Here is an 11,933-nt window from a genome sequence, read left to right on the forward strand (position 1 = left end):
TCGGCCTGTCCGGACAGTTCGCCTCCTGGGCCGCGCGGATCCTGGGCCTCGACAAGCGCATCATCCTGGTCGCCGAAGACGCCGACCAGTTGCGCGAGTCGCAGATGCGACTGGCCCGGGTGGGCGTCGAGAAAGTGGACGCCTGCCTGGAAGGCGGGGTCTCCGGCTGGGTCGAGAGCGGCTACGAGTTGGACTACATCCCGCAGATCTCGGTGCAGGAGTTCGCGGAGCTGCTGGCGAAAGAGAAGAGCGGGATCGCAGTGCTCGACGTGCGCGAGCCGGGCGAAGTCGCAACCGGCGCCCTGGAGAATTCAGTGCGCATCCCGCTGGGACAATTGAGCGCCCGGACCCAGGAGCTCGATCGCAAGAGCCTTCTCGTCGTGCATTGCAAGGGCGGATATCGCAGCTCGATCGCCACCAGCATCCTGCGCCGCGACGGGCTCCGCGACATCGCCAATCTCACCGGTGGCTTCGACGCCTGGAAGGCCGCGGGACACTAGGCCAGCGCGTCGAATTTCTGCGGCCATGCGCATAAAATATTTTGCCCGGGGGTGAACCATGCGTTTCCGCTGTTGCCTCGTACTCGCCGTCAGTCTCGCTCTGCTCTCGCTTCCCGTCCGCGCCGACGACCAGCACAGCCACGCCCACTTCGGTGACATGGGACAGGTAGGCACCGTCCACTTCCCGACCACCTGTTCCGCCAAAGTGCAACCACAATTTGAGCGGGCCGTGGCCACGCTCCACTCGTTCTGGTACGAGGAAGCGGGCAAAGCGTTCCAGGCCATCGCAGAGCAGGACCCAAAGTGCAGCATGGCCTACTGGGGCTACGCCATGAGCCTGTGGCACCCGCTGTGGCCGGGATTTCCCGACGCCGAGACGCTCAAGAAGGGGCTAGCCGCGATCGCACAGGGAGAGTCCATCGCCGGCAAGACTGACCGGGAGCGTGACTACCTGGCCGCTATCGGCGCGTTCTACAAGGATTCCGACAAGCTCAACCACTACGCGCGGGCCCAGGCCTATGAGAAAGCCATGCAGCAGGTGGCCGAGCGCTACCCCGACGATCGCGAAGCCTCCATCTTCTACGCGCTCGCCCTGCTGGCCACGGCTCCGCCCACCGACAAGACGTACGCCAACGCCAGGAAAGCCGGCGCCATCCTGGAGAAGGTGTTCGCCGAGCAGCCCAAGCATCCGGGCGTGGCCCACTACATCATCCACAGCTACGACAATCCGGTGCTGGCCGAGCGTGCTCTGAATGCGGCCCGCAGCTACGCCCAGATCGCGCCCGCCGTCCCGCACGCGCAGCACATGCCGTCGCACATCTTCATCCGGCTGGGACTTTGGCAGGAGGCCATCGCGTCCAATCGTGCCTCGGCGGCCGCGGCCCGCGACTACGAGATCAAGACCCACATGGAAGGGGCCTGGGACCAGCGCCTTCACGCCATGGACTACATGACCTACGCGTACCTGCAGAGCGGACAGGAAGGCGACGCTCGCCGGGTGATGGAAGAGGCCGCGGCACTCACGCCCGCCACCCCGGGGGCCTTGGTCGCTGCCTACGCGCTCGCCGCCATTCCCGCCCGCTTCGCCGTCGAGCGCCGGCAATGGAAGGATGCGGCCGCCCTGACTCCGCGTCCGAACACTCTCCCGGCCGCGGAGGCCATCACCTGGTGGGCCCGGGCCCTGGGCTCGGCGCGCCTCGGCGATGTGGCCGCGGCGCAGAAGGATGTCGCGCAGCTCCAGCTGTTGAAGAGCAAGCTCGAGGCCAGCTCCGACCCCGGCGCGAAGTACTGGACAGGGCAGGTGGAGGTGCAGCGTCTCTCCGCAGCCGCATGGCTGGCGCACGCCCAAGGACAGGATGACGAAGCCCTGCGGCTGATGCGCTCCGCCGCCGACATGGAGGATGCGACAGAGAAGCATCCGGTCACGCCAGGGCCGGTGCAACCCGCCCGCGAGCTGCTGGCCGACCTGCTGCTGGAGACCAAACAGCCGGCGCTGGCGCTCGCGGAGTACCAGACTGCGCTGAAGTCGGCCCCCAACCGTTTCCACTCCGTCTACGGTGCGGCCCAAGCTGCCGAGTCCGCCAAGCAGCCCGAAGTCGCGAAGAGCTACTACGCGACGTTGGTCAAGATCTGTTCGCAGTGCCGCCCCGACGATCCGAGCCTGCGACGCGCGCAACAGTTCCTGGCCGTGCGCTAGAGCGCTGCAATTTCCGGGCCGCTCGTGCTAGAAAAGCGCGAGCGGCTCTCGCATCCAGGAGCTCCGATGATCCTTCGCCTCTGGCATGGCTACACGGCGCCGCAGAACGCGGACGCCTACGAACGCTTGTTGCGCACCCAGATCCTCCCCGGCATCCATCGCGTGAAGGGCTACCAGGGAGCCTACCTGCTGCGGCGGGGCCTGAACGCCGAGGTGGAATTCATCACGCTCACTCTCTGGGATTCCATGGACGCGATCCGGGAGTTCGCCGGCGGCGACCACGCGGTGGTCCCACCCGAGGCGCGGATGCTCTTGTCGCGCTTTGACGAGCACTCCGTGCATTACGACGCCACCTGGTGTCCGTAGCGCTGCAGCCAGAACTCACATCGGCGTGTGCTCCGCATCACCGACGCGAGTGAGGGCCTGCGGCAGACTCGAAGGTGATGGCAGGCGATCGAGCGGCAAAGCCCAAGCGCTATGAGGAGATGCGGCGTTACCCGCGAGTGAAGTCGGATCTCCGGGTGCGCGTCTTCGTCCCGCCCAAGAATCCGACCGCCGACTCCTTCGGCCGCGGGTATGACCTCAGCGAATCGGGCATGGCCATCTATGTCCCGCTGGAACTCGCGGTCGGGCAGCAGGTGCTGGTGGTGCTGGAGGTGCCGCAGTACCGGGTCCGGCTGGGACTGACGGCGACGGTACGGAATGCGGACGGCTACCGTTACGGGGTCGAGTTCGGCGCCCTCAGTAACACCGAGCGCAAGGAACTGAAGCGGGCGCTCGAGAGCCTGGCCGCGATCACCAATCCCGCCGCCTGAGAGGTTCGCATGGTGCTCATCCGGCCGGCGGAACTGAGGGACCTTGACGCCGCCGCCGCCATCTGCCGGCGCGTGCTGGCGGAGAAGCTCCCCTACAACTACGAGCTGAACATCGGGACCGAGGGCTGCTTGAACCTGGTGGCCGAGGACGAGGGCCGCGTGGTCGGATACCTTTCCATGCTGGTGAAGCGCTGGGACCCGAACGGACGCCACCTATGGCAGCGCCTCGCACCGTACATCGCCTTTGTGGGTGTGCTGCCGGAGCGGCAGCGGCAGGGAATCGGCGCAGCCTTGTTGCAGGAAGCCATCCGCGAGGCCGCACGCCGCTGTCCAAGCGAGACCGGCCTGTTCCTGGAACATGCGCCTCGAAACATCGCCAGCCGGCTCTATCAGCGGGTAGGTTTTCGGAGCCTCTCCGCCGAAGAGGTGCGGCAACTGTCGGGCCTCGACATCAGCACTCCGGTCATGTATTTCCCGCTGCATACGATCAGTGCCGCGGCATCCTAGCGCGACCGCTGGATCACCCTCAGCCATCCTGCATCGTTATAGCTGCCATAAATAAAATTTTTCGGGAAATTTGCGATGAGCTGCAGAAAAACTATGCGTTGGACTGCGAGGAAGCGAGCGGCTAATTTCGCATCGCTGGTCGGGAAGTCGCGATGCACTTGGGGAGTGACATCGCCGGGGGTGAAAGTGAGCCACAGAGATGAAGCTGTGCCGCATGGCGGTTCTTGCAGTGCTGGCGGTAGTGCTTGTATTCGGCGGTGTCGAGCTCAATGCGCAACCACTCGGAGCGGATCCGGAGATGGAGAAGGCCGACCTGCTGCTGCGCCTGGCCGCGTTGGAGAAAGAGGTCGCGCAATTGCGACTGGCGTTAGCCACGGTTAACGCACCACATTCGGAACCGGGCACGGAACCGGCCGCGCCCGCAGCGACGCCCGCCGCGGCCAGTGCGGTCACCACTCCCGTCGAGTCCACGGCCCATCCGGTCACCATCTCCGGCCTGCTCGGTTCGACGACGCTGAGCGGCTTCGTGGACCTCAACTACGGCTTCAACTTCAATCAGCCGGCCAGTCGGACCACGGGCCTGAGATCATTCGACGCGCCGGCGAACCAATTCGCCCTGAACATGGTCGAGCTGGTGGCCGATAAGCCGGCGGAGACGGCGAGCCGCTTCGGCTATCACGTCGCGCTGGGCTTCGGCAACGCCATGAATGCCGTCAATGCCAGCGATCCCGGCGGCCTGGGCTTCGCACAGTACCTCAAGGAAGCCTACCTCTCTTATATGGTTCCGGTCGGCAGCGGCCTGACCTTCGACTTCGGCAAGTTCGTCACCCCGCACGGCGCCGAGGTCATCGAGAGCAAGGACAATTGGAACTATTCGCGCGGCCTGCTGTTCTCCTGGGCGATCCCCTATTACCACTTCGGGGCCCGCGCCAAGTACGCCTTCAACAGCAAGTACGCGATCACCGGCTACCTGGTGAACGGCTGGAACAACGTGCTCGACAACAACACCGGCAAGACCCTGGGCGTGAGCTTCGCCTGGACGCCGAGCAAGAAGTTCGGCATCACCCAGAACTACATGGCTGGCCCGGAGGGTCTCAACACGAACTCCCACTGGCGCCAGCTCAGCGACACGGTCGTGACCTTTACGCCGTCCAGCCGCCTTTCCCTGATGCTCAACTACGACTACGGCCGCGGCGACTACCTGCCCTTGGGCACGCGACCGGTCTTTTGGACCGGTGTAGGCGGCTACGTGCGCTATGCGTTCGATTCCAGGTACGCCGTTGCCACCCGGTACGAGTATTACGACGACCACGACGGGTTCACCACCGGAACGCCGCAGCACCTGCACGAGGTCACCCAGACGGTCGAGCGGCTCATCGGCAAGGGCCTGATCACGCGGCTGGAGTTGCGCCACGATAGCTCCACCGCTCCCGTGTTCATGAAAGGCACAGTACCGGTCTCCCGGCAGACCACGCTGGCCGCCGGGATGATCTACCAGTTCACCACCCATCAGGAATGACCATGATGGCCATGACTGAGAGCGATTACGAAGGATCGGCGAACCGCGGCGCCGATGTCATGCGGGTCAGCTTGGGCAGAAACCCAAAACCCCAAGACCAGCGAAGCCCAGGCTGTACCCGCTGTCAACCTCTCAAGGGAACAACGCGAACGCAATGATCGACAAGGAGAGCTAGAGATGGCTGCGAATCGGCAACAAGGGACTTACCTGGGAGTATTCCTGCTGGGATTCACGCTGCTGCCCGCGGGCCTGGTGGTGCGGCCGAACCATCCGGGCATCGGCATCGCCGTGGCAGTGGTCGGGCTGGGGCTGATCATTCAGGCGTTTCTCGGCACTCACCGCATCAAGCACCTCGAGTTCACAAACCAAGGATGACCAGGAGATGAATATGAAGATCCTCGCCATCGTCGTCGCCGTGTTGGGGTGGCTGCTCCCGATTCTCGGGCTGGTATTGACCGCCTCCAACCCGGTCCGGCTGACGCTCTGCGTGCTGGGCATTGGCCTCTGCAGCCTTGCCGTTCTCGGCATGCTCAACCCGGCGTACGTGAAGCACGCCATATGGAAGGCCTAAAGCTGGATCCTACGCTTCAGGAGGAAAGGGAATGAGATCAGTCGCACGCGCGCCAATGCTTGCAGGCATGCTGCTGCTCTGTGGGCTCGCCCTAGGCGCAGAAGCTCCGGCGCCCGCAGCACCTCAAGGCTCGAACGCTTCGTCCTTGAGCGGATCGACGGTCGTCAAAGACGTGGCGACTCCCACGGCCGAGGAACTCGCCAAAGGCGACCCGGCCGGGGACAAGACGGGGACCGCAACCGATGTCGCCGTGGCCGATCCGAAAGCCGGCCTCACGCTGGCCGATCTTGCCAACCAGGCAGGCCAGAACAAGATCGCGATCAACTTCACCTGGACCCTGATCGCAGGGTTCCTGGTCATGTTCATGCAGGCCGGGTTCGCCCTGGTGGAGACCGGTCTGTGCCGGGCCAAGAACGCCAATCACACCATGATGATGAATTTCATGGTGTACGGCTTTGGCCTGTTCGCCTATTGGGTGTGCGGATTTGCCATCCAGATGGGCGGCGTCGGAGGCGTGGCCAATCTCGGCGGCACCGCGCCGCTCAGTCACGAATTCACCATCCATGCATTCGGGAAACCCTGGGGCCTGTTCGGAACCAGCGGCTTCTTCCTGAGCGGGGCCACTTACGACGTAGGCGTCATGGCGATGTTCCTCTTCCAGATGGTGTTCATGGATACGGCGCTGACCATCGTGACCGGGTCGGCAGCCGAGCGCTGGAAGTTCGCCGCATTCGCCTTCTGCTCGCTCCTGATGGGCGCGTTCACCTACCCGCTGTTCGCCAACTGGGCCTGGGGCGGCGGGTGGCTTTCGCAGTTGGGGGTGAATTTCGGCCTGGGACACGGCTATGTGGACTTCGCCGGGTCTGGCGTGGTGCATGCCGTGGGCGGCCTGACAGCATTGGCCGCGGCCATTCTGATCGGACCTCGCATCGGCAAGTACAACCGCGACGGAACACCCAATGCCATGCCCGGGCACGATATGGTGATCGTGCTCGCCGGATGCTTCATCCTTGCGTTCGGCTGGTTCGGTTTCAATCCCGGCAGCACGCTGGGCGCATCCGGGGCCGGCAATCTGCGCATCGCGTCGGTTGCGGTCAACACCATGCTGGCGGGATGCACCGGGTCCTTCGGCGCCATCCTGTACATGTGGATCCGCTACGGCAAGCCGGACGCTTCCATGGTAGGCAACGGGCTGCTGGCCGGGTTGGTGGCGATCACAGCTCCGTCCGGTTTCGTCAACACGATCGGGGCGGCGGTCATCGGCCTCGTCGCTGGAGTGCTGGTTTGCCTGAGCTGTGAATACTTCGAGCGTGTGGCGAAGGTCGATGACCCCGTGGGCGCGATCTCCGTGCACGGAGTGAACGGCTTGTGGGGCGTGACCTCGGTCGGGTTGTTTGCCGACGGCACCTCGAACTACGGGGGAGGGTGGAATGGGGTCAACGGTTCGGTCCGCGGCCTGTTCTACGGAGATCCCGGACAGCTCATCGCGCAGCTCATTGGCGTGGCCACGCTGCTCGGCTTCGTCTTCAGTCTCTCTTACGCCTTCAATGTGCTGGTGGATTGGCTGGTCGGACAACGTGTCTCGGCTGAAACCGAACTGGAGGGGCTCGACATTCCCGAGATGGGTTCTCTGGGCTACCCCGAGTTCGTGCTGAAGATGCAACGCACTGTCCCGACGGCCAGCAACGAGACGGCCCCAGCGTATGGCGCAGCGCCTGTCGTCGCACCCTCCTTTGGAGCCGGAGATTGACGGTGCAGGGCGCCGGAGCGCGGGGAGGGACGCGCTCCGGCGGTTTCAGCCGGAGGTAGACAGCAACCCAGGAGGCAGTGATGGTAAAGATCGAAGCGATCATTCAGACGTCCAGGTTCGAAGCGGTGAAAGAGGGACTTCATCAGCTCGGCGTCGAGGGGATGACCGTCTCCGAAGTCCGCGGCCATGGCCGCCAGAAAGGACACACGGAGAGTTACCGCGGGCGCGAGTACAGCATCGACCTCATTCCCAAGATCAAGATCGAGATGGTGCTCCCGGAGAGTCTGGTCGATCCAGCGGTGCAGAGCATCATCCAGACCGCGCGGAGCGGCAAGATCGGCGATGGAAAGATCTTCCTCTCCAAAGTGGACGAAGCCATCCGGATCCGCAACGAAGAACGCGGCGCCGCTGCTCTCTAAAGGTCCGAGGAGACGATGCCACCGAACACTCTAGCGAGAACCTTGAACTTCCGCGCCTTGTCCCGGAATGACTGCGAAGGCCATGTTCTTTCGGGGCCGGACCCGCTCCAGGAAGGACTGAAGCAACTCGGCATGGGGGAGCCGGCCCGTGCCCTGGTGTACTTCCAGCGGGCGCTGGAGGACGCACCCCATGATCCCGACGCACATGTCGGCATCGGCGTAGCCTATGCGCTCACCAGCCAGATCTACCCGGCGATCGATCATCTGACCTGTGCCGCTCAGCTCGAGCCGCAGAACTTCCATGCCCACCTCAAGCTGGCGCAGCTCTACTTCAAGCTGAGGGTCCCGCAGAAGGGTTACGAGGCCGCCGATCGCGCCCTGGGCTGTGCGACCACGATGGAGGAGCGCGCTGTCCTTGCGCGGTTGCTGAAGGAGGAGCGGCAACGGGAGCGCGAAGGCATCAGCCGGCCCTGGTTTAACAAACGGTTCGGTGGGTTCGGGATATGGCTCGCCGCTGCGGGGACCCTGGCGCTGCTGGTGCTTGTGATGTGCGTCCACTGATCCCTGGAATGTTCTGCCGGAGGTTACAGAAACACTCATGCGCGACTGCTTCAGCGCCCTGAAGGATGACCCCGCGACACTGGCCTTCGCGGTGTTCATCGGGGGCGTGCTGATCCTGCGCTTCGCTGCACCACCAGTACCGGTGCTGCTCGGCTGCGCCGCAGCAGTGTTGAGCAACGCTTGGCTGAAGGCCATGCACAGGAAGCGCTCAACGGAGAAATAGTGGACACTTCGCTCCAGTGCTTCCTGTTCCTTGCCATCGTCCTCTTGCTTGCAAAAGCCATGGGCCATGTGGGCGCGCGGGTCGGCCTTCCTCTGGTTCTGGGTGAACTCGCCGCCGGTATCGTGCTGGGCCCCAGCGTCCTGAACCTGTGGCATCTTTCCTGGTTTTCCCCGCAGGACGCCGGCTCTCCCTCCGTTCCCGCTGTTTTCCAGGTGCTGGCCCAGTTGGGGATGGTGGTGCTCATGTTTCTTGCCGGACTGGAAACCGACGTCAAGCTCCTGCGGTCCAGCCTGGCGCCTGCGTTCTGGGCAGCGGCGGGCGGCGTGGTGCTACCCATGGTGGGCGGGATGCTGGTCTCACGCATGGCGGGCCTGGCATGGGCCGAGGCCATATTCATCGGCACCATCCTGACCGCTACCAGCGTGACCATCACGGCCCAGACGCTGATCAACCTCGGACGCCTGCGCTCGCGGACAGGCTCCACCATCCTGGGAGCGGCGGTGATTGACGACGTGCTCGGCCTCATCGTCCTTTCCATCGTGATCGCGATCGAGGCTCCGGCCGGTCGCTTGTCTACTGCGTCAGCCGGTGCCGCCTTTCCCATCGCCCGCATGCTGCTCTTCCTGGTTCTTGCCTTCGCACTCGGCCCGCGAGTGATGCGGGCAGTCTTAACGCGCGCCGAAGGCTCGACCGCCGACACGTGCAGCGCCGCGGCGGCTCTTGCCGTGTCGTTCCTGTTTGCTTTTTTCGCCGTTTATCTTGGGGGTATGGCAGCGATCACCGGATCGTTTCTGGCGGGTGCGTTCGCCGCGGCGGCCCCCGCACGCCAACGCATCATTGGAGCTGTCCGCGCCATCTGCAATGACTTTCTTGGCCCGATATTCTTCGTCTCCATCGGCCTGCAGATCGACGCCTGGGACGTCGGGGGGCGCATCCGGCTCTTCCTGGCTCTGTTTCTTGTGGCCGTCCTGGGCAAGGTCCTGGGGTGCGCCGCCGGTACACTTGCTGCTGGAATCGGCGCGCGCGAGGCGTTCAGCGTAGGAGTGGGCATGATCCCGCGCGGGGAAGTCGGCCTGATGACCGCCAGTATCGGCTTTGCCGCAGGCCTGATTTCGCACGGCCTGTACGTGCAGGTGGTCATCCTGGTGCTCGCGACGAGCTTGGTCACGCCCGCCTTATTGCCCTTTTTCTTCCCGAGAAGCAGCGCCGGGGACGATGTTGCACTGGCTGCAGTTCCCGTCGAGTCCGTGACTCCAAGAGAGATCGTTTCGCCGCTCTAGGTCGTTCGACCGCCGCATCTCCGGCCGGAGCGGCACCTCACCTGTAGCGGTGACTGGCATCACTGCCGGCGGGCGCCACAGCAGGCACAGTTAGGGGAGCAAAGCAGCGAAAAGATACTGCCTCGCTCCCAGTGCAGCAGCTGGAGACGCTGCTGTCGTCCGATCCTCCGAATCTCTTCATCATGCGCGAGCCCGCGGGCTCCAGGGAGGCCTCATGAACGACCTTTACACCTGCAACTGCGGCAATCAGACATGGGAGATCTTCGAGAACGGGGTGCGCTGCATCGCCTGCCAGACCGAGTACGTTGTGCAGCACATGCCGGTCAAGGAGTTCAACCACATGGTCACCGAGGAGTTGGAAGACGCTCTGGAAGTGTGACCCACAGGTTGTAGTGCGCGGAGGGCGAGCGGCCCCACGACCGCTCGCCTTTCATCTTTTCCCGGAGAGCCGCGGCGGAGGGGCGGCCAAAGGCCTACAATGGAAGCAGACATGCTGCCCCCGAATCCGGTAACCAAAGGGTCGGGAACGGCATCTTACCCAGAGAGGGGCGAAACAGCTTTCCGCGTATGAAGAAGGATCTTTGCCGCGTCGCGCTGTCCTTGGTGCTGGCCGTGTCCGTGGGGGCGTTCGGCCAGTCGAAGAATGAGAAGCCGGCCGAAGAGAAAAGCGAAAAACCGACCGTCCCGCTGTCCACGCTGAACAACATCGACGCCATCGGCAACCGCAACGTGGGTTGCGACCGCGGCATCGGCAACTGGGTCTCGCTGGAGAAACAGACCGCCATGGGCGCCCAGTACGCCCACCAGGTGGACCAGTCTTCCCGCCTGATCAAGGACCCGGTGGTCACCGAGTACGTCAACCGGGTAGGGCAGAACCTGGTGCGCAACTCCGACTCCAAGGTGCCGTTCACCATCAAGGTCATCGACGACGATTCGATCAACGCTTTTGCCCTGCCCGGTGGATTCTTCTACGTGAACACCGGGGTGGTCCTCTCCGCCGACAACGAGTCCGAGATGGCCGGGGTGATGGCCCACGAGATCGCGCATGTGGCCGCCTGCCACGCCGCCCGCCAGATGACGCGCGGCAATCTGGCAAGCATTGCGGCCCTGGCGCCGATGATCTTGCTCGGCGGCTGGGCGGGCTTCGGAGTGGGGCAAGCAGCCAACATCGCGCTCCCGGCCACCTTCATGAAGTTCAGCCGTGGTTTCGAGGCGGAAGCCGACTACCTGGGCACTGAGTACCTTTACAAGGCCGGCTACGATCCCAACGGGCTCATCAGTTTCTTTGAGAAAGTCGAGGCCCTGGAGAAGAAGAAACCGGGGTTCCTGAACCGGGCGTTCGCCGACCATCCCCAGACCCCGGACCGGCTGGAGAGGACGCAGCAAGAGATTGCCACCATCCTGCCTCCCAAGCCGGAGTATGTCGTCGATACCTCAGACTTCCAGCAGGTGAAGGCGCGGCTGGCGCTCATCCAGAACAAGCACACGCCTAAGGACAGCGATCAGCACAAGCCTGAGTTGCGGCGCACTCAGCAGACCGGCAACAAGCCCGAGGACGACGACCGGCCTACCCTGCACCGGGCCAATTAGCCCGAGTCCCAGCGCTCCACTTGACCGGCATGATTCAATGTCCTTCGCATGCCCAACCCCGACTGGAACAAGCGCGCCGCACGCGCCCGTGAGCTGATCTCGGAAACCCCCGCCGCCGCGGAGCTGCTGCGCTTCTACGCTCCCGTACTGGATTTCCAGGGGCGCCTGTACAGCGCGGTGTCGCATACCGCGGCGGATGCGCAGCGCTCCTTACGCGCGCAGCTCGACCCCGGCCTGCTGGTTCCGCTGTTTCCTGAGCTGCTGGCGGTCGTCGAGGCCCATGGTACGGCGCAGCTCCGCGAGGCCGCCGGTGGGCTCCGCCGACTGGGGGAACCGAGCTGGCGGGAGCTGCTGCTCGACTATCTCGGCGGACAGCAAGAAGACAAAGGTCCTGCCCAGTTCTTCGTTCGGGCCTGCGTCGAGCCCTATGCCGAGCATCTGGCCTCGCAGTTTGGCGCCCGCCCGCCCCACACCACCTCCTCCTGCCCGGCTTGCGCCGGGA

At 64.3% G+C, this 11,933-nt stretch carries 16 protein-coding genes; all 16 read left to right on the top strand.

What is annotated here, in order from left to right; all coding sequences use genetic code 11:
* A partial coding sequence (locus VMS96_12115) for a rhodanese-like domain-containing protein (protein ID HVP44170.1) occupies window positions 1-500 on the top strand: 500 nt, incomplete at its 5' end.
* Between the two features lie 58 nt (window positions 501-558).
* A complete protein-coding gene (locus VMS96_12120; GenBank protein ID HVP44171.1) occupies window positions 559-2,196 on the top strand; it encodes a hypothetical protein in 1,638 nt (545 codons plus the stop codon).
* A 66-nt stretch (window positions 2,197-2,262) separates the two neighbouring features.
* Window positions 2,263-2,562, top strand: coding sequence for an antibiotic biosynthesis monooxygenase (locus VMS96_12125; GenBank protein HVP44172.1), 300 nt, complete (start codon window positions 2,263-2,265; stop codon window positions 2,560-2,562).
* Window positions 2,563-2,639: 77 nt separating this feature from the next.
* Window positions 2,640-3,011 carry a PilZ domain-containing protein gene (locus VMS96_12130; GenBank protein ID HVP44173.1) on the top strand — a complete coding sequence of 124 codons (372 nt, stop codon included), beginning with the start codon at window positions 2,640-2,642 and terminating at the stop codon, window positions 3,009-3,011.
* Window positions 3,012-3,020: 9 nt separating this feature from the next.
* Window positions 3,021-3,518, top strand: a complete 498-nt coding sequence (locus VMS96_12135; GenBank protein HVP44174.1) for a GNAT family N-acetyltransferase — start codon at window positions 3,021-3,023, stop codon at window positions 3,516-3,518.
* A gap of 214 nt (window positions 3,519-3,732) precedes the next feature.
* Window positions 3,733-5,037 carry a porin gene (locus tag VMS96_12140; GenBank protein ID HVP44175.1) on the top strand — a complete coding sequence of 435 codons (1,305 nt, stop codon included), beginning with the start codon at window positions 3,733-3,735 and terminating at the stop codon, window positions 5,035-5,037.
* A gap of 177 nt (window positions 5,038-5,214) precedes the next feature.
* Window positions 5,215-5,412 carry a hypothetical protein gene (locus tag VMS96_12145; GenBank protein ID HVP44176.1) on the top strand — a complete coding sequence of 66 codons (198 nt, stop codon included), beginning with the start codon at window positions 5,215-5,217 and terminating at the stop codon, window positions 5,410-5,412.
* Between the two features lie 13 nt (window positions 5,413-5,425).
* Window positions 5,426-5,608, top strand: a complete 183-nt coding sequence (locus tag VMS96_12150) for a hypothetical protein (protein ID HVP44177.1) — start codon at window positions 5,426-5,428, stop codon at window positions 5,606-5,608.
* Between the two features lie 145 nt (window positions 5,609-5,753).
* Window positions 5,754-7,358, top strand: a complete 1,605-nt coding sequence (locus VMS96_12155; protein ID HVP44178.1) for an ammonium transporter — start codon at window positions 5,754-5,756, stop codon at window positions 7,356-7,358.
* An 80-nt stretch (window positions 7,359-7,438) separates the two neighbouring features.
* Window positions 7,439-7,777, top strand: coding sequence for a P-II family nitrogen regulator (locus VMS96_12160; GenBank protein ID HVP44179.1), 339 nt, complete (start codon window positions 7,439-7,441; stop codon window positions 7,775-7,777).
* Between the two features lie 15 nt (window positions 7,778-7,792).
* Entirely contained in the window at window positions 7,793-8,338 is a 546-nt protein-coding gene (locus VMS96_12165) for a hypothetical protein (GenBank protein ID HVP44180.1), read from the top strand.
* Between the two features lie 37 nt (window positions 8,339-8,375).
* On the top strand, window positions 8,376-8,561 hold the full coding sequence (locus VMS96_12170) for a hypothetical protein (protein HVP44181.1): 186 nt from the start codon (window positions 8,376-8,378) through the stop codon (window positions 8,559-8,561).
* Window positions 8,519-9,841: a cation:proton antiporter gene (locus tag VMS96_12175; protein HVP44182.1), complete on the top strand. Its 1,323-nt coding sequence runs from the start codon at window positions 8,519-8,521 to the stop codon at window positions 9,839-9,841. Before VMS96_12170 ends, VMS96_12175 begins: the two co-directional genes overlap by 43 nt.
* A gap of 214 nt (window positions 9,842-10,055) precedes the next feature.
* Window positions 10,056-10,220, top strand: coding sequence for a hypothetical protein (locus VMS96_12180; GenBank protein ID HVP44183.1), 165 nt, complete (start codon window positions 10,056-10,058; stop codon window positions 10,218-10,220).
* A gap of 188 nt (window positions 10,221-10,408) precedes the next feature.
* Complete coding sequence (locus VMS96_12185) at window positions 10,409-11,431, top strand: M48 family metallopeptidase (GenBank protein ID HVP44184.1); 1,023 nt, start codon at window positions 10,409-10,411, stop codon at window positions 11,429-11,431.
* A 48-nt stretch (window positions 11,432-11,479) separates the two neighbouring features.
* Window positions 11,480-11,933, top strand: a 454-nt coding sequence (gene fdhE / locus VMS96_12190) for a formate dehydrogenase accessory protein FdhE (GenBank protein ID HVP44185.1), incomplete at its 3' end; no start/stop codon positions are given.

Source organism: Terriglobales bacterium, assembly GCA_035543055.1.
Lineage (GTDB): Bacteria > Acidobacteriota > Terriglobia > Terriglobales > Acidobacteriaceae > JAIQFD01.